Origin of the sequence: Pseudomonas syringae KCTC 12500 (genome assembly GCF_000507185.2) — a bacterium.
In the GTDB taxonomy this organism is placed as follows: Bacteria; Pseudomonadota; Gammaproteobacteria; order Pseudomonadales; family Pseudomonadaceae; genus Aquipseudomonas; species Aquipseudomonas syringae.
The window spans coordinates 4,507,048-4,524,432 of sequence record NZ_AYTM02000002.1 but is presented as its reverse complement, the minus strand read 5'-3'; the positions used below and the strand labels follow the sequence as shown (position 1 = coordinate 4,524,432).

Genomic DNA, 17,385 nt, shown 5'->3' with positions numbered 1-17,385 from the left:
CTAGCAGTCCGCAACCGTGACGGCGTGCATTACACCTGCCCCAGCACAGGTGTGTTGACGCTGACGTCGGCGTTCTGACCGCGATGACGCAACAAGTGATCGAGCAGAACGATGGCCATCATTGCCTCGGCAATCGGCGTGGCACGGATGCCGACACACGGGTCATGCCGACCCTTGGTGATGACGTCGGCGGCGTTGCCATCGACATCGATCGAACGCCCTGGCGTGGTGATGCTTGAGGTCGGCTTGAGCGCCAGATGCGCGATGATCGGCTGGCCGGAGGAAATACCGCCGAGAATGCCGCCCGCGTGATTGGACAGGAAACCCTGTGGCGTCATCTCGTCGCGGTGCTCGGTGCCGCGCTGGGCAACGCAGTCGAAACCGGCACCGATTTCCACGCCCTTGACCGCGTTGATGCTCATCAGCGCATGGGCGAGTTCAGCGTCCAGACGATCGAAGATTGGCTCACCGAGACCCGGCATTACGCCTTCTGCGACCACGGTAATTTTCGCACCGACCGAGTCCTGATCGCGTCGCAACTGGTCCATGTAGGCTTCCAGTTCCGGCACCTTGTCAGGGTCGGGGCAGAAAAACGCATTGTCCTCTACCGAATCCCAGGTCTTGAACGGGATCTGGATCGGGCCCAACTGGCTCATGTAGCCGCGAATGACGATGCCCTGGCTTGCCAGGTACTTCTTGGCAATCGCGCCTGCAGCCACACGCATGGCGGTTTCCCTTGCCGAACTGCGTCCGCCACCGCGGTAGTCGCGGATGCCGTACTTGTGGTGATAGGTGTAATCGGCGTGGGCCGGGCGGAACAGGTCTTTGATCGCCGAATAGTCCTTGGATTTCTGATCGGTGTTGCGGATCAGCAGGCCGATGGACGCACCGGTGGTCTTGCCCTCGAAGACACCCGACAGAATCTCGACTTCATCGGCCTCCTGACGCTGCGTGGTGTGGCGGCTGGTGCCCGGCTTGCGCCGGTCGAGGTCGCGCTGCAGGTCTTGCAGGTCCAGTTCCAGCCCGGGCGGGCAGCCGTCGACGATAGCGACCAGCGCCGGGCCGTGGCTTTCGCCGGCGGTGGTGACAGTGAACAGCTTGCCGAAAGTGTTGCCGGACATGCGGGCGCTCCGAAAAATCAGCCAAAAAACCAGATCGTTAAACCAAGCGCGCCAGTATACGCAGGCTCGCGGTTCAGTTCATCCTCGAACCTTCTGTCACCGCGTGCGTCCAAGCGTGACTCCCCCAATGATGGCCTTGCGATGTTATCCGGTATTTCCCTGCTTCGAGTTCCCAATGCGCTGCGTCTGCTGGCCCTGCCGATAACCCTGATCCTGAGTCTGGCCGCCGCAACCGCCAGCGCTGCGGCGCCCAGCGCGGTGCAGCGACCGATAAGCGTGGACACCGAAAACGGCAAGCTGTACGGCACGCTGCTCATGCCGCGTTCCGACAAACCGGTGCCGGTGGTGCTGATCGTCGCCGGTTCCGGCCCCACTGACCGCGACGGCAACAACCCGGAAGGTGGACGCAACGACAGCATGAAACGCCTGGCGGTGATCCTGGCGAGCAACAATATCGCCAGCGTGCGCTACGACAAACGCGGCGTAGCGGCCAGCAAGGCGGTTACACCGGATGAACGCAACCTGAGCGTCGAGCGCTACGTGGCCGATGTGCAGCTCTGGGCCAGAGCGCTGAAAGCCAACCCGCGCCTGGGCCAGCTGATTCTGTTGGGCCACAGCGAAGGTGCGCTGGTGGCGACGCTGGCGGCTGAAAAGGTAGGTGCAGCGGCACTGATTTCCGTGGCCGGCACCGGACGACCGGTGGATCAGGTCCTGCGCGAACAGTTTCAGGAGCGCCTGCCACCGGACCTGCTGCAGCGCAGCGATCAGTTGCTCGACGAACTCAAGGCCGGCAAGACCGATGACAACGTGCCCGCCGAGCTGGAAGTGGTCTTCCGCCCCAGTGTCCAGCCTTACCTGATCTCGCTGTTCCGCCAGGACCCGGCGGCGGCTTTCGGTGCTTTGCACATTCCGGCGCTGATCGTTCAGGGTCGCAACGACATTCAGGTCGGTGTGGGTGACGCCCTGCTGCTGCAGAAAGCCAAACCGGATGCCCAACTGGCCCTGATCGACGGCATGAATCATGTACTGCGCATCGTCCCGGACGATTTGCAGCAGCAACTGCTCTCCTACCGCAATCCGACCCAACCGCTGGCCAGCGAAGTGACCGAGCGGATCCTGAGCTTCATCAAGGCGCTGCCGCACCCGGAAAAAAGATCTGACGCGCGCTAGTTAAAAGTCCTTCAGTCCTGGCGAATCTGGCCGATAGCAATGTGCTGGCCCTGTGTTCCGGCACCTTAGTGTTTCGGCACCTTTATGCCCCGGCAAACGTGCCCCGGGGCAAGGCCCAGGAAAGGACACCCTTATGACAGACGCAACTACCATGACTGAAACCCTCGCAGAACCGGCCAGCGCAGAAGTTGCAGTGCCGGTGCCCCCGCAGCCGTGGGAAGACGTTCTGCCCGAAAGCTTTCAAATGCTGCGTCTGTCGCCACTGCCCACCGACCGTGCTACCGGCGGCCGCCCTCTGCGCTTCGTACAGTTCGGCCGTGCCGAGCGGCACAGCAAGGCATTGAGCCTGCTGCGCATCACGGTGCAATTGCCAGGTCAGCGGGTCCGCAAGGAACAGAACCATCTGGATATCTGGGCCGACCACGAAAAACGCATGGTGCGCTTCGGTCCCGAGTCAGGCTTGCAGATCGAGCCATGGAACCGCGGTATCGGGCGTTTCATGATTGCTCATGCGGTGCATTGGGCGCAGAAAAGATGGTCTTCCTACAAGATTGAAGGCGTGGCGCTGGCCAGCAAGGACGGTCTGAACGAAGACACACGTCTGCGTCGCGATCACTTTCTGCGCACTCTGGGTTTTGAAGTGACGTATGCCGATGCCCAGCACATGAAAGGCGCGATCAAGGATGTACACGTCGGCAACCTGCACAGCACCTGGAACAACGACAAGGTGCAGATCATCGAGATTCTCGAAGCCTCGCAGATGCTGGAAAAGGCCGAGAAAAATCTGATCGAGCAAGAAGTGACGATACGCCAGCATGAAGACCGGGTCAGCAAATACAAGCGTGAAGACAGCGGCCTGCGCTTCACGATTGCCTGTCTGGTGACCTTCGCGGTATTCCAGGCCGGCCTGCTGATCTGGATCGCAACGCACCGATAAAAGACGCGCCGATAAAGCCGATAAAAAAGGGAGGCTGATATCAGCCTCCCTTTTGTCTCAGCCTCAGCCGCTTATCGCGGCTCTTGACCTCAAACCTTCGACTGGAACAGTGCCTGATGGTCGCGGCACTGTTCTGCCGTGAGCATGAACACACCATGCCCACCCCGCTGGAAGTCCAGCCAGGCAAAATCGACCTCCGGGTACAGCGCCTGCACGTGCACCTGGCTATTGCCGACCTCGACGATCAACAGGCCCTTCTCGTTCAGATGATCGGCGGCCTGGGCGAGCATGCGGCGGACCAGGTTCAGACCATCGCTGCCACAGGCCAGCGCCAACTCCGGCTCATGCTGATACTCGTCGGGCATGTCGGCAAAGTCTTCGGCGTCCACATAAGGCGGGTTGGACACGATCAGGTCAAAGCGCTGACCCGGCAGGCCATCGAATCCGTCACCCTGAACGGTGTAGACGCGATCCTCCATGCCGTGACGCTCGATGTTCTGATTGGCCACTTCCAGTGCGTCATAGGACAGGTCGGCCAGGGCCACCTCGGCATCGGGAAACACCTCGGCGCAGGCGATACCGATGCAACCGGAGCCTGTGCACAGATCGAGAATCCGCGCCGGTTCGTCGGCCAGCCAAGGGGCGAAACGCTCTTCGATCAGCTCGGCGATGGGCGAACGCGGGATCAACACGCGGTCATCGACAATGAACGACAGGCCACAGAACCAGGCCTCGCCCAGCAGATACGGGGTTGGCACACGATCGTCGATGCGCCGCTTGATCAAGCGTTGCAGGTCGGATATTTCGTCGACTTCCAGACGGCAATCCAGGTAGCTGTCGGCAATTTCCCAAGGCAAGTGCAGCGCCCCCAGCACCAGTTGCCGCGCTTCATCCCAGGCATTGTCGGTGCCATGACCGAAAAATACGTCTTCCTCGTGAAAGCGGCTGACGGCCCAGCGTATATGGTCGCGCACGGTACGCAGACGGGAAGTGATCATGGACAAACTCCTTGAAAGGCAACGAACTGCTGTAAGACGAGCCCCGGTGAACAGTCTGGTTACGAACAACGTGCATTCTTCGTACCCGATAGGCCGGGAAGTTTCCATGATTCGTCTACCGCCATCAAGGCAAACCGCCAGCCACCCCCTCCTTCAACTGCCCTGCAGGCCATAAAAACCGTGGCCTGCGATGGTTGCCATTCCCAGAACGCTTCAGCCAGAGGACAATGTCGCAAAAGCCCCACACAAAGGAGCCCGTGAATGTCCGATTTAAAGACCATGTTTCAGCTCAGCGGCCGGGTGCATGCGCCCGCCCATCTGAGTAACGCGACGCTGATCATCATCGACGCGCAAAAAGAATACCTCCGCGGCCCGCTGGCCCTGACCGGCGTCAGAGAAGCGATGGCCAACATCGGCCGGCTGGTCGAGAAGGCTCGTGCGGTCAAGTGCCCGATCGTTCACATCCGCCATCTGGGCACCGTGGGCGGCCCGTTCGACCCACATGGCGAGCGCGGTGAACTGGTGCCGGAGCTGTTGCCGCAGGGCGATGAACACCTGGTCGAGAAACGCCTGCCCAATGCTTTCAATGGCACCGGACTGCATGAGCTGCTGCAGAGTCTCGGGCACCTGGACCTGATCGTCTGTGGCTTCATGAGCCATTCGAGTATCAGCACCACGGTTCGCGCCACCAAGGACTACGGTTATCGCTGCACCCTGGTCGACGATGCCTGCGCAACCCGTGACCTGCCGAGCCCGCACGGCGTGGTCAGCGCAGAGGTCGTGCACAGAACCGAGATGGCAATCATGGCCGACAACTTCGCCACCCTGGCGCTGACCAAAGACCTTGTTTGAAGCTGCACGGGTAAGGGAGCATGTGACACCGCTCACATAACCGCCCATCCTGTGCCGTTATGGATCGTCCCGGAGGCGGGAACCACCCCTCCTTCCCCGGGTCAGAGCGCCGATACTCCATTGAGCTGATACCTGTTGAGGAAAAGGCATGAAAACGTCAGATGGTTTCGATGCACGTCGCCTGCGCCCCAGGGGTCAGGGCAACTGGGGCAAACGCATCGGCACGCTGATCGCACTGCTCCTTGTGGTCGCGGGCCTGTTGCTGGCGATTGCCGGTGCATCCAGCCTCACGGTTCATCCGCAAATGCTGGGCGAACTCAATGCCAGCCCGGGCGGCGCGGCGTTTGTGGCCATCGGCGGATTGCTGGTGCTGTACATCGGCGTCTGGCTGTGGCGCCGCTGCCGTCGTCAGCGCAGTGGCGGCGGCTTGAGCATCTCTTCGCATCTGATGAAAAAACACAACTGACCCCCTCGCCTGAGCGGTTAGAATGGCCTCCTTCGCGGAGGCCTCATGCAAGACGACGATTTTTCCCTGTTCAGAAGCGAGACGCGCGGCGTCAAGCCGCTCAAGCATGAACACGCCGATGTCGGCAAACCCAAGACTGATCGAAAAATGCTCGCCCGCCTGCGCCAGTCTGCAACTGTGCGCACCGACTCGGTGACCGTCGACGGCTTGTCGGATCAATTCGTGATCGATGTCGGCCCTGAAGATGTCCTGAGCTGGTCGCGTGACGGCGTGCAGGAAGGTCAGATGCGCAAGCTCAAACTCGGGCAGATCAGCTTCGAGGGCAGCCTGGACTTGCATGGCATGAGCGTGGAAGTAGCGCGTGAGACGCTGTGGGAATTTCTGGCTGAAGCGACCCGTCTGGAAATACGCTGCGTACGCGTCACTCATGGCAAGGCGGTACGCCTGGACGGCAAGCGACCCATGATCAAGAGCCACGTCAACACCTGGCTGCGTCAGCATTCGCAGGTGCTGGGCTTTTGCTCCTGCCTGGCCAAACACGGCGGTGCAGGTGCGGTGTACGTGATCCTCAGGCGCATCATGATGGAAGGGCGCGACGAGTAGAACCCGCCGCGCCCTTGCAGTCAGTCCGCCCCTCTACACCGGGCAGCAAGCCGCCGCCCCGCTGGTGACTCAGCGACCCGGGCCAGGACCGCCAGGACCAGGGCCACCGCCCTCATGATGCCCGCCACCGCCACCGCCACCGCCATGTCCACCCGGACCAGGCCAGAACGGCCAGCAACCGGAAACCGACGACAGTACAATCGCGAACAACGCTATTTTTGCTACTCGACTCAACATCCGGGTTCACTCTCTAGACAGGCAATGGATTGATAACCTGCCTACTCAGACCGCAATGGACCCCGGAAGTGGGTAGCGATCTGGTCGCCAACGTGTAAGCGAGAGGATACAAAAGCTGTAAAAGCGGATTTTTCAGGGCAAACAAAACAACCGCCAGACACAAAAAAGCCATACGACTTTGGACCTGACTCAGACGACTCACTGCCCTGGCATAGCTATCGCAGGCGTTCAGAACCAGACCTTGAATGCAAGCCATGAAAAAACCAGAGCAAATACTGCACCGGATGCAGCAGACACCAGAACGTTTCGTGGTTCATGGGCAGGCATGTTGCGGACCTCGTTGCCCAACTGCTCGAGGTCTTCGCGCATCCGCTTTATGACTTGATCGTGACTCATACTGATCTTCTCTCGAAATGCCGATTCATGCGTTGCGTACACACTTTCGCTTGGTCCAGACTGAATCTCAAGCGCTGCAAGTCGCTGTCCGCTACTGGATACTGGCTGCCTGGAGCTTGTGGATGAAAGCGGCAGCAGTAACGATTACGGTGATCAACCCACCAGCCGCCACAAATGGATAAAAGCTCGTTTCGCGCTGGAGCTTATTGGTCTCCGCGATCATTTTTCGTGCCTCAGCCACAAACTTGTGAACCTCAGCCTGGAGTTTCTCAAGTTCCAGCTCGTCCTTTTGACTCGGCATCCAACCTCCTATCAGACTCTGGCCTGCATCTCACAAGCCGCCTTCATGAAGCAAGGATACGCTTCACATCTGCTTTGCAAACGCTTGAAAAAGCTACGGCATATTTCATTCCAGCGCTCCAATCAAGGCAACAGAAACGCATGTCGGAGAGCCCAAGCCAAAACGCATGCTCCCTGCATTCGCTTTTCTGCGACACTGAAAAGCACCGGGCTATAGCGCAACGCCGGGCAAAGTCTAAAAACCGGCGCTGATTGCGAAAGCATTACGAGGCCACGGCAGTACAACTGCGAGCACACCTACGCTACCATGTGCCCAATCGCCGGGATAAACCCCGCATTCATCGCCAATCAACGAGATCCGTAGGTTACGTATGCGAAATCGCCCAACTCCACTGGAGCGGGATCGGCAAACGGGACACCAGCTCGATTGGTAAAAAATCGGTACAGCCCCAAACGTACCGCTCTGAAACCTATACGGAATCACCCTCTGTGACACTGGAACAGAATTACACCGCCATCCTCGGGCAACTGGGCGAGGACGTCTCGCGCGAAGGTCTGCTGGACACCCCCAAGCGCGCCGCCAAGGCCATGCAGTATCTGTGTCGCGGTTACACGCAGACCCTGGAAGAAGTGACCAACGGCGCACTGTTCAGCTCCGATGCCAGTGAAATGGTGATGGTCAAGGACATCGAACTGTACTCGCTGTGCGAGCACCACCTGCTGCCGTTCATTGGCAAGGCACATGTGGCTTACATCCCGCAGGGCAAGGTGCTTGGTTTGTCGAAAGTGGCGCGAATCGTCGACATGTATGCGCGCCGTCTGCAAATCCAGGAAAACCTCAGCCGCCAGATCGCCGAGGCTATCCAGCAGGTCACCGGCGCGCTGGGCGTAGCGGTGGTAATCGAAGCCAAGCACATGTGCATGATGATGCGTGGCGTGGAGAAGCAGAACTCGGCCATGATCACCTCGGTGATGCTGGGCGAGTTCCGTGAAAACGCGGCCACCCGCAGTGAGTTTCTCAGCCTGATCAAGTGATCATTCAGCCTGCGTTCACCTGCCATGAGGCAAGCTGAACGCACGGCTGAGCACGCCACCGCCCGCAAGAGGTATGACCTTGTTCATGAAAGCGTTAAGAGTCGGCCTCGGCCAACTCGTCATCGGCATCGATTTCCTGACTCGCCCGAGCAGGAAAAAACGTGACCCGCAGGCCCAGGCGGCTGTCGCTGAAGCGGCTCAGGACCTGACGCTGTATCAGTTTCATGCCTGCCCGTTCTGCGTGAAGACGCGTCGCGCCCTGCGCCGCCTCAATGTTCCGGTCGCGTTGCGCGATGCGAAAAACAACGAGCTCGATCGCCAGACCCTGCTCAACGAGGGCGGCAGGATCAAAGTGCCTTGCCTGCGCATCGAGGAAGGCGACAAAACCGTGTGGATGTATGAATCCAAGGTGATCATCGACTACCTGAACCAGCGCTTCGGAGCGATATGACCGCTGTTTGCCCGGCGCCTCTCAGCGCGGGCAACCTTCCTCGCGACAGGCCACATAGGCTTGCAACTGCTTAAGCCGCACACGGGTCTGCTCGGCCAGACATTGCGACTGCAGCAAGGGCCAGATAGAGCCTGAGTCCTCGGGCTTGCCCGCCTGATACAGGCAATCGGCATCACGCAGGGCTATCCACTTTCGTTGCGCATCCTTGAATGCCTGCTTTTTCGCCGGGGTCTTCAACCACGCCATTTGCGCGTTGTACTGCTTGTTGAGATCGGCATCGAGCGCTGCCTGCTCATTGGCAGCGCAGCGGTTCATGCTGGCCTGATTGGCGTCGCAGTCCTCGGCCTGGGCCGAGCAGCCGATACCCAGCGCAATGAAAGCGCCCAGAAGTACGATTGGAACGCGCATACATTTCCCTTTGTTCACATGACGGATGTGTCAGTCCAGCATACCGATATAACCCGGCTGTGCCTTGACTCGATCCAGCCACCGGCGGATCCCGGTATAGGGTGCCAGATCGAAACCGCCCTGATGCGCGACATGGGTGTAGGCATACAAGGCAATGTCGGCGATGGAAAAATTCTCGCCGACCAGAAACGGCGTACGGTCGAGCTGCTGCTCCATGACTGCCAGTGCGCGATAGCCGGCCTTCTGCATAGCGCGATACTCGGTCATGCGTTCGGCCGGCAAGCCCAGATAGAACTGGATGAAACGGGCCACCGCAACGGACGGCTCATGGCTGTATTGTTCGAAGAACTGCCACTGCAGCACCTGGGTGCGCAACCTTGGTTCACTCGGCAAGTATGAAGAGCCATCAGCCAGAAAGTTGAGAATCGCGTTGGACTCCCACAGGCAAGTGCCGTCTTCCAGCTCCAGCACCGGAATCTTGCCGTTGGGGTTCTTTTCCAGAAACGCCGGGGTCTGGGTTTCGCCGTTGAGAATATCCACCGGCACCCACTCGTACTCGCTGCCCAGCAGGTTAAGCATCAGCTTGACCTTGTAGCAGTTGCCCGAGTTGTAATCGCCATAAACCTTGTACATCAGACTGCTCCCTTGCTGCGTCTATGTTGACGTCTTGAATCAGGCGGCCTGCAGAAGGTGTGCTGCGCGGACCACCGACGCCAGACGTTTTATACCCTCATCGAGCCGTGCAGGGTCGATATGGCTGAAATTGAGCCGCAAGTGACCGTGATTGGCGTCCGGATCGGCAAAGAAAGGTTCGCCCGGCATGAACGCCACATCGTGCGCCAGCGCTGTATCCAGCAAGGTGCGCGTGTCCAGCGGCTGCTTCAGCGTCAACCAGAAGAACAGTCCGCCTTGCGGGCTGTTCCAGGTGGCCAGGTCGGAAAAATGCGTTTGCAAGGCACTCTCGAACGCATCACGACGGCCCCGGTAAAACTCGCACAGCGTTACCAGATGCTCACGATAGTGCTCAGTACCAATCCACTGCAAGGCCTGCCACTGGCCGAGGCGATTGGTATGCAGATCGGCCGACTGTTTCAGACGCAGCAAGTGCGGAAACAGATCGGGGCTGGCGATCAGATAGCCCACTCGCAGGCCCGGCAGCAGCGTCTTGGAAACCGTACCGGTGTAAATCCAGCTGGCTGTCTTCAAACCGCTGACAATCGGCCTGGCACTGCTGCCGTCAAAACTCAGTTCACGATACGGCTCGTCCTCGATCAACGTGACACCGAACTCGTCGAGCAACGCCGCAACGGCATCGCGACTGGCCTGGCTGTAGCGCACCGCCGAGGGGTTCTGGAACGTCGGAATGAGGTAGGCGAACGCTGGCGTGTGCTGCTCCAGACGCTGGCGCATGGCAAGCAGGTCTGGGCCTTCGGCCTGCAGCGGCACAGTGATGCAGTCGGCGCCGAACAGCTGGAATATCTGCAACGCCGCCAGATAGGTGGGCGCTTCGAGAAGAATTTCGGTGCCTTTATCGATGTACAGCTTGGCCGCCAGGTCCAGTGTCTGCTGAGAACCACTGACCACCATGACCTGACTGGCGTCGCACTCGATACCCAAGGCAAGGGCATCGGCGGCCAGCGCTTCACGCAGCGCAGGTTCGCCCTCGCTCATGCCGTACTGGCCCAGCGCAACAGGCATGTCGGCCCACTCTACTTTGGGTAGCATCGACTCGGCGGGCAGACCACCGGCGAACGACATCACTTCCGGACGCTGAGCGGCGGCGAGGATCTCGCGGATCAGAGAACTTTTCAGACGGGAAACGCGTTCGGAGAAAGCCATGGCAGTTACCTGTAGCCGAGACAATTGGAAATACGTCAAACTGGTTGACTCAAATTACGACGACCAACCCGGATACGTCAACATGCTTGACCTTAAAAAACCTGCCAATCAACAAATGGCCATGGAAGCCTTCTTCTTCGGCTATCAGGCATTCACTGCCAAGGCTGATGAAATGCTGGCCAGACGCGGCTTCAGTCGTGTGCACCAGCGCACCGTATTTTTCATCGCCCGCTACCCCGGCCTGAGCGTCAAGGAGCTGCTCACCGTATTGGGCGTCAGCAAACAGGCCCTCAATGCCCCGCTGCGCCAGCTGATCGCCATGAATCTGGTGCACAGCGCGGCCCCCGAGAATGACAAGCGCAAACGACTGCTGGGCCTCACCGATGAAGGCGCCCTTTTTGAACAGGGCTTGCGCCGCGAACAGGTCAAACTGCTGCAGCGGGTGTTCGCCGAAGCGGGTCAGGATGCCGTGGATGGCTGGCTGACGGTCAATCGGGCGCTGGGGCAGACCCTGCAATCCGGCGCCTGCCCGACCGGGGCTGACGCCGAGTAAACGCCACGTCTGCAACTGTGCTGGCGTTTACTTGTGTCGCTGTATTGCAAGGCCGAGCGGCCATGCGTTTAGGCTTGGCGCCCTTTGCTACCTGCCCGTTTCTAGGAACGCCCTGCATGAACCAATCCCTCAAGGTGCCATTGCGCCCGCTGACAGACTCATCGCCGTCGGCGGTGGTTGCCGGTTTCATCGCCATGATGACCGGCTGCACCAGTTCGCTGGTGCTGATGTTCCAGGCGGGCCAGGCGGCAGGGCTGAGCAGCGTGCAGATTTCATCCTGGCTGTGGGCGCTGTTCATGGGCATGGCGGTGTGCAGCATCGGCCTCTCGCTGCGCTACCGTATGCCGATTACCGTGGCGTGGTCGACACCCGGCGCCGCCCTGCTGATCACCAGCCTGGGCGGCGTCGGCTACCCGCAGGCCATTGGCGCGTTCATCACCAGCGCGCTACTGGTGACTCTGTGCGGGGTGACCGGCAGTTTCGAGCGCATCGTGCGGCGCCTGCCAGCCTCGCTGGCCGCGGCCTTGCTGGCAGGAATTCTGTTCCGGATCGGCAGTGAGATTTTTATTGCCGCACAGCACCACACCCGCCTGGTGCTGGGTATGTTTTTCACTTACCTGCTGGTCAAGCGCCTGTCGCCACGCTATTCGGTGCTGCTCGCGCTGCTGGTCGGTATCGGCCTCTCAGGCCTGCTGGGCTTGCTGAACTTTGGTGGCCTGGCGCTGGAAGTCGCCATGCCGGTCTGGACCACTCCAGAGTTTTCATGGGCGGCGACGGTCAGCATCGGCATCCCGCTGTTCGTGGTGGCCATGACCTCGCAGAACATGCCCGGTGTGGCCGTGTTGCGAGCCGACGGCTACTTCCCGCCGACCTCACCACTGATATCGGTGACAGGCTTTGCCTCACTGCTCACGGCACCGTTTGGCTGCCACGGGATCAATCTGGCGGCGATCAGTGCCGCCATCTGTACCAGCCCTCATGCCCATGAGGACAAATCCAAACGCTATACAGCGGCGATATGGTGCGGGATTTTCTATGCAATAGCCGGCATTTTCGGTGCCACCCTGGCGGGTCTGTTCAGTGCGTTCCCCAAGGAACTGATGCTCTCGATTGCTGCGCTGGCGCTGCTCGGATCGATCACCAATGGCCTGACCGTTGCGATGGCCGAACCGAGGGAACGCGAGCCCGCCTTGATCACCTTCATGGTCACCGCTTCGGGACTGACGCTGTTCTCCATAGGCTCGGCGTTCTGGGGCATCGTCGCGGGCTTGCTGACCTTGCTGATCCTGAACACACGCAAAACCGACTAGGCCAACCACCAGCAGCGTGGCAGAGACATCAGCTACGCGCGGCAGTCGCTACCAACAGGGTTCCGGCGTCGGCATCAAGTATCGCCTGAGTGCCCAGTGGCACTGCCTGATTGAGATCTCCATGGCCTACCGGCAGACCGCCGAGCACCGGGATGCCAAGACTGCCCAGCCGCTCCAGCAGCACATCGGCGGGGCTGATGGTGCGGCCAGTGTTGGCGGCAGGCGTAAATTCGCCGACGGCAACGCCCGCCAGAGACGCAAGAATCCCGCAGTTGCCCAGATGGGTGAGCATGCGGTCGACCCGGTAGGCGGGTTCGTTGACCTCTTCGATGAGCAGGATCGCACCGCTCAGGTCAGGCATGAACGGCGTACCCACAGAGGTATCGAGGATGCACAGGTTGCCGCCCAACAGCAGGCCCTGTGCGCTACCACCAGTTCTGACCCTGGCCGTTGGCGAGGCCGGGTCAGCCTTGAGCAACACCGGCTCGCTACTCATCAGCACATGGCGCATACCACTGACGAACAGGCCGCCTCGTTCCAGCTGCGAAGCGACCGGCCCATGAATGGTCGCCAGGCGCGCGTGGTTCCACAGCGCACCGTGCAACGCGGTGATGTCGGAAAAGCCGGTCACCAGCTTGGGGTCGCGACGCACCGCGTCCATATCCACCTGCTGAACGATCCGTTGTACGCCATAACCCCCGCGAGTGCAGATGACCGCGCGGATTTCCGGATCAGCCAGCGCGGCGTTGAGGTCGGCGAGCCGCTCTTCATCGGTCCCCGAATAGAACGAGTAGCTGCCCAGCGCATGCGGATAGACCCGTGGACGCAGCCCCCACCCTTCGAGTACCGCCACCGCCGCCTGGATCTTGCCGGGGTCCACAGGCCCTGCCGGAGACACCAGTGCCACGGCGTCGCCAGCTCGCAGAGCACGGGGGTGGAGAGTGTTTGAAGAGGTGGCAGGCATAATGTCGTCCAAGCGTTGATCGAACAAGGAATCTAGAGCACTGAGGGGGGGCGACTCAAGCCATATCCGTCATCAGCATTTTTCATCCGCAGATCCGTCTGAACGCCAGCGGCGCAACGGACTCCTATCAACCACATGGATCAAACGGCATTCGCTGGGTGATCGCTTCTTGCCCGAATGGCGCGATGAGCGTTTGAATCCATTCTTGAACCCTTTTCAGGAGACCCTGCCATGACCGATCTTTCCAACCGCCAGTTCCTGCTCGCCAAGCGCCCTTCGGGCGATGCGCACCGTGATGACTTCACCTATCAGGAAGCCGCGGTCAGCGCACTTGCCGACGGGCAGATTCTGGTCAGGAACAAATACCTGTCACTGGACCCGGCAATGCGTGGCTGGATGAATGACGGCAAATCCTACATTCCAGCCGTGAAGCTGGGCGAAGTGATGCGCGCCCTCGGCGTGGGTGAAGTACTTGAATCGAAAAACCCCAAGTTCGCCGTAGGTGATCACGTCCAGGGCGCCCTGGGCGTGCAGGACTACTTTGCCGGTGAGCCGAAGGGCTTCTACAAGGTAGATACCAGCCTTGCGCCCCTGCCGCTTTATCTATCGGCATTGGGCATGACCGGCATGACCGCCTACCTGGCGCTGCTGGACGTCGGTCAACCGAAAAGCGGTGACACCGTGGTGATTTCCGGTGCGGCAGGTGCGGTCGGTAGCGTGGCCGGGCAGATCGCCAAGCTCAAGGGCTGCCGGGTCGTCGGCATCGCGGGAGGCACGGCAAAATGTCGTCTGCTGACCGAGGAGCTAGGCTTTGACGCAGCCATCGACTACAAATCCGAAGACGTCATGGACGGTCTGAAACGCCACTGCCCGGATGGCGTGAATGTGTACTTCGACAACGTCGGTGGCGACATTCTCGACGCGGCACTCAGCCAACTGGCGGTCGGCGCGCGTGTCGTGATCTGTGGTGCCATCAGTCAGTACAACAGCACCAAGGCAATCAAAGGCCCGGCCAACTACATGTCGTTGCTGGTCAATCGCGCCCGCATGGAAGGCTTCATCGTACTGGACCACCCGGAGCGCTTTGCAGAAGCGGGCCAGGTCATGGCCGGCTGGATCAAGGAAGGCAAGCTCAAGAGCAAGGAGCACATCGTGGACGGTCTCGAGACGTTCCCGGAAACCTTCCAGATGCTGTTCAGCGGTGAGAATCAGGGCAAGCTGATCCTGAAAGTGGAATAAACCCGCAGGCTTTTCGCAGCGTCACAGCCCTTCTCCGCTATGCGGGTAAAGCGCCGTGACGCTACGCATCCATCCACTCAAGCCAGCTCGGCAACCACAGCCGCCAAGGCCTTCGCCGGGTCAGCCGCCTGGCTGATCGGGCGACCGATGACAAGGTAGTCAGAGCCTGCATCCAGTGCCTGACGAGGGGTCAGGATACGACGCTGATCGTCCTGCGCACTGCCCGCCGGGCGGATGCCAGGTGTCACCAGTTGCAATGACGGGTGAGCGGTTTTCAGAGCCTGTGCTTCCAGCGCGGAGCAGACCAGACCATCCATCCCGGCCTTCTCGGCCAGAGCAGCGAGGCGCAGCACCTGCACCTGCGGGTCGATGTCCAGGCCGATACCGGCCAGGTCTTCACGTTCCATGCTGGTCAGAACGGTCACGCCGATCAGCAACGGCTGTGGACCGGTGCGCTGCTCAAGCACTTCCCGACAGGCCGCCATCATGCGCAAGCCGCCCGAGCAGTGCACATTGACCATCCACACCCCCATCTCGGCCGCCGCCTTGACCGCCATTGCCGTGGTGTTGGGAATGTCGTGGAATTTGAGATCCAGAAACACTTCGAAGCCTCTGTCGCGCAAGGTCTCGACGATGTCGGCCGCGCAACTGGTGAACAGTTCCTTGCCGACTTTGACCCTGCACAGCTTGGGATCGAGCTGATCAGCCAGGCGCAAGGCGGCTTCGCGGGTCGGAAAATCCAGGGCGACGATGACAGGAGTCTGGCAGGCGGACATGAGCGTGTTCTCAGGTAAGTCGAAATCGGCGCGCATTGTAGCCGAACCGGCGCACAGGCGGGACCCATAGGTCGGCATTTGTCCAATGGCGGTCTTAAAACGTCACGATTTCCTGCACCTGCAGCGACCGTCATTGCACTAGCCTGCACCGAATCTGCACAACAAGGTGAATCAGTTAACCCACACGTTCCACAAACGACCTGTTTTGAAGCAACACGACGTTGAACAGTGCACTGGCACGGCCTCTGCAACAGGATGTTTCAACGATTATCGAATCCCAGGGAGAAAACAATGAGCACACAACTCAAGCCGACGCTCGGCACGATTCATTTATGGGGGATCGCGGTAGGGCTGGTGATTTCCGGCGAATACTTTGGCTGGAGCTACGGCTGGGGCGTCGCGGGTACGTTGGGCTTTTTGGTAACAGCCCTGATGGTTGCCACCATGTACACCTGTTTCATCTTCAGTTTTACCGAACTCACCACGGCCATCCCGCACGCAGGCGGTCCGTTCGCCTACAGCCGTCGCGCCTTTGGCGAAAAAGGCGGACTGATCGCCGGCATGGCCACCCTGATCGAATTCGTCTTTGCGCCACCGGCCATTGCCATGGCGATCGGTGCGTACCTTAACGTGCAATACCCGGGTCTTGACCCCAAGCATGCGGCAGTCGGCGCCTACATCGTATTCATGGCGCTCAACATCGTGGGCGTGAAGCTCGCGGCGACCTTCGAGCTGGTGGTGTGCATTCTGGCTGTGGCCGAGTTGCTGGTGTTCATGGGCGTCGTCGCACCTGCATTCAGCTTCAGCAACTTCGCCCTGAACGGCTGGGCCGGTTCACAGACTTTCGGACCAGAAGCCATTGCCGGCATGTTCGCTGCCATCCCCTTCGCCATCTGGTTCTTCCTGGCCATCGAAGGCGCTGCGATGGCCGCCGAAGAAGCCAAGGACCCGAGACGGACCATTCCGAAGGCCTACATCAGTGGCATTCTGACCTTGGTCATTCTGGCTATCGGCGTCATGCTGTTCGCCGGTGGCGTGGGCGACTGGCGCACCCTGGCCAACATCAACGATCCGCTGCCCCAGGCCATGAAAGCCGTGGTCGGTGACAGCTCAGGCTGGCTGCACATGCTTGTGTGGATCGGCCTGTTCGGTCTGGTCGCCAGCTTCCACGGGATCATCATGGGCTACTCGCGCCAGTTCTTTGCCCTCGCCCGCGCCGGCTACCTCCCCGCCTCGCTGGCCAGACTCTCGCGCTTCCAGACACCGCACCGGGCAATCATCGCCGGCGGCCTCATCGGCATCGCCGCGATCTACAGCGACGGGCTGATCAACCTGAGCGGCATGACACTGACCGCTGCGATGATCACCATGGCCGTGTTCGGCGCCATCGTCATGTACATCATGAGCATGCTCAGCCTGTTCAAACTGCGCAAGACCGAGCCTGACCTGGAACGCACGTTCCGCGCCCCCGGTTATCCGGTAGTGCCCGGCATCGCGCTGGCGCTGGCCGTCGTGTGCCTGGTGGCAATGGCTTGGTTCAACGCATTGATCGGCCTTATTTTTCTGGGCCTGATGGCCATCGGCTTCATCTATTTCAGCCTGACTGCCAAATCGCGCGCCGACGCGCCGACCGACGCGATGCTGACCGGGAAGTAGTTGGCAGAATCTTAGGGTTGCGGGCGAATGCTTTCGTACGCAACCCCTTCAGGGCGCATACACTTGAACCATTG

20 protein-coding genes are annotated in these 17,385 nt (G+C 60.3%); 11 read left to right on the top strand and 9 right to left on the bottom strand.

The window, feature by feature from the left end; translation table 11 throughout:
• Nucleotides 1-29 precede the first annotated feature (29 nt).
• A complete protein-coding gene (gene aroC / locus V476_RS20405) occupies nt 30-1,121 on the bottom strand; it encodes a chorismate synthase (protein WP_003436716.1) in 1,092 nt (363 codons plus the stop codon).
• A gap of 141 nt (nt 1,122-1,262) precedes the next feature.
• On the opposite strand from aroC, the gene V476_RS20400 reads away from it, so the two are divergent.
• Together V476_RS20400 and V476_RS20395 are read left to right on the top strand one after the other, a co-directional pair.
• A complete protein-coding gene (locus V476_RS20400) occupies nt 1,263-2,291 on the top strand; it encodes an alpha/beta hydrolase (protein ID WP_017278051.1) in 1,029 nt (342 codons plus the stop codon).
• A 133-nt stretch (nt 2,292-2,424) separates the two neighbouring features.
• Nucleotides 2,425-3,228, top strand: coding sequence for a hypothetical protein (locus V476_RS20395; RefSeq protein WP_003315140.1), 804 nt, complete (start codon nt 2,425-2,427; stop codon nt 3,226-3,228).
• Between the two features lie 89 nt (nt 3,229-3,317).
• Here the strand turns inward: V476_RS20395 and prmB are convergent, their stop codons facing one another.
• Nucleotides 3,318-4,226 carry a 50S ribosomal protein L3 N(5)-glutamine methyltransferase gene (gene prmB, locus V476_RS20390; RefSeq protein WP_024959212.1) on the bottom strand — a complete coding sequence of 303 codons (909 nt, stop codon included), beginning with the start codon at nt 4,224-4,226 and terminating at the stop codon, nt 3,318-3,320.
• Nucleotides 4,227-4,487: 261 nt separating this feature from the next.
• Between prmB and V476_RS20385 the strand changes: the two genes are divergently transcribed.
• The 3 genes from V476_RS20385 to V476_RS20375 all read left to right on the top strand — a co-directional run bounded on the left by V476_RS20385 (nt 4,488) and on the right by V476_RS20375 (nt 6,147).
• A complete protein-coding gene (locus V476_RS20385; RefSeq protein ID WP_003315142.1) occupies nt 4,488-5,078 on the top strand; it encodes a cysteine hydrolase family protein in 591 nt (196 codons plus the stop codon).
• Between the two features lie 148 nt (nt 5,079-5,226).
• Nucleotides 5,227-5,544 carry a hypothetical protein gene (locus V476_RS20380; RefSeq protein WP_024959211.1) on the top strand — a complete coding sequence of 106 codons (318 nt, stop codon included), beginning with the start codon at nt 5,227-5,229 and terminating at the stop codon, nt 5,542-5,544.
• Between the two features lie 45 nt (nt 5,545-5,589).
• Nucleotides 5,590-6,147, top strand: a complete 558-nt coding sequence (locus V476_RS20375) for a Smr/MutS family protein (protein ID WP_003315144.1) — start codon at nt 5,590-5,592, stop codon at nt 6,145-6,147.
• Between the two features lie 465 nt (nt 6,148-6,612).
• Here the strand turns inward: V476_RS20375 and V476_RS28645 are convergent, their stop codons facing one another.
• Both V476_RS28645 and V476_RS28490 read right to left on the bottom strand, forming a co-directional pair.
• Nucleotides 6,613-6,780 carry a hypothetical protein gene (locus tag V476_RS28645; protein ID WP_003405800.1) on the bottom strand — a complete coding sequence of 56 codons (168 nt, stop codon included), beginning with the start codon at nt 6,778-6,780 and terminating at the stop codon, nt 6,613-6,615.
• Nucleotides 6,781-6,871: 91 nt separating this feature from the next.
• Entirely contained in the window at nt 6,872-7,081 is a 210-nt protein-coding gene (locus V476_RS28490; RefSeq protein WP_003343114.1) for a hypothetical protein, read from the bottom strand.
• A 488-nt stretch (nt 7,082-7,569) separates the two neighbouring features.
• Here V476_RS28490 and folE point away from each other — a divergent pair, with 488 nt between their 5' ends.
• Both folE and V476_RS20360 read left to right on the top strand, forming a co-directional pair.
• Nucleotides 7,570-8,115 (top strand): GTP cyclohydrolase I FolE, encoded by a 546-nt coding sequence (folE, locus tag V476_RS20365; protein ID WP_003343112.1) that lies wholly within the window; start codon nt 7,570-7,572, stop codon nt 8,113-8,115.
• Between the two features lie 73 nt (nt 8,116-8,188).
• The gene (locus V476_RS20360) at nt 8,189-8,566 is read left to right on the top strand and encodes a glutaredoxin family protein (protein WP_003315148.1); all 378 of its coding nucleotides are present in this window, start codon (nt 8,189-8,191) and stop codon (nt 8,564-8,566) included.
• A 21-nt stretch (nt 8,567-8,587) separates the two neighbouring features.
• Here the strand turns inward: V476_RS20360 and V476_RS20355 are convergent, their stop codons facing one another.
• The 3 genes from V476_RS20355 to V476_RS20345 are packed head-to-tail and all read right to left on the bottom strand — an operon-like array spanning nt 8,588 to nt 10,813.
• Nucleotides 8,588-8,974 (bottom strand): lysozyme inhibitor LprI family protein, encoded by a 387-nt coding sequence (locus V476_RS20355; protein ID WP_003315149.1) that lies wholly within the window; start codon nt 8,972-8,974, stop codon nt 8,588-8,590.
• Between the two features lie 30 nt (nt 8,975-9,004).
• The gene (locus tag V476_RS20350) at nt 9,005-9,607 is read right to left on the bottom strand and encodes a glutathione S-transferase family protein (protein WP_003343108.1); all 603 of its coding nucleotides are present in this window, start codon (nt 9,605-9,607) and stop codon (nt 9,005-9,007) included.
• A 39-nt stretch (nt 9,608-9,646) separates the two neighbouring features.
• A complete protein-coding gene (locus V476_RS20345; RefSeq protein WP_024959210.1) occupies nt 9,647-10,813 on the bottom strand; it encodes an aminotransferase-like domain-containing protein in 1,167 nt (388 codons plus the stop codon).
• 82 nt (nt 10,814-10,895) lie between these two features.
• Here V476_RS20345 and V476_RS20340 point away from each other — a divergent pair, with 82 nt between their 5' ends.
• Nucleotides 10,896-11,366 (top strand): MarR family transcriptional regulator, encoded by a 471-nt coding sequence (locus V476_RS20340; protein WP_024959209.1) that lies wholly within the window; start codon nt 10,896-10,898, stop codon nt 11,364-11,366.
• Nucleotides 11,367-11,482: 116 nt separating this feature from the next.
• A complete protein-coding gene (locus tag V476_RS20335; protein ID WP_017278056.1) occupies nt 11,483-12,676 on the top strand; it encodes a benzoate/H(+) symporter BenE family transporter in 1,194 nt (397 codons plus the stop codon).
• 28 nt (nt 12,677-12,704) lie between these two features.
• Here the strand turns inward: V476_RS20335 and V476_RS20330 are convergent, their stop codons facing one another.
• Complete coding sequence (locus tag V476_RS20330; protein WP_024959208.1) at nt 12,705-13,640, bottom strand: S66 peptidase family protein; 936 nt, start codon at nt 13,638-13,640, stop codon at nt 12,705-12,707.
• A gap of 231 nt (nt 13,641-13,871) precedes the next feature.
• On the opposite strand from V476_RS20330, the gene V476_RS20325 reads away from it, so the two are divergent.
• Nucleotides 13,872-14,879: an NADP-dependent oxidoreductase gene (locus V476_RS20325; protein ID WP_024959207.1), complete on the top strand. Its 1,008-nt coding sequence runs from the start codon at nt 13,872-13,874 to the stop codon at nt 14,877-14,879.
• Nucleotides 14,880-14,956: 77 nt separating this feature from the next.
• Here V476_RS20325 and pyrF read toward each other — a convergent pair whose 3' ends face one another.
• Entirely contained in the window at nt 14,957-15,655 is a 699-nt protein-coding gene (gene pyrF, locus V476_RS20320) for an orotidine-5'-phosphate decarboxylase (RefSeq protein ID WP_024648184.1), read from the bottom strand.
• 291 nt (nt 15,656-15,946) lie between these two features.
• Between pyrF and eat the strand changes: the two genes are divergently transcribed.
• Nucleotides 15,947-17,311: an ethanolamine permease gene (gene eat, locus V476_RS20315; RefSeq protein ID WP_024959206.1), complete on the top strand. Its 1,365-nt coding sequence runs from the start codon at nt 15,947-15,949 to the stop codon at nt 17,309-17,311.
• The last annotated feature ends 74 nt before the right edge of the window (nt 17,312-17,385 follow it).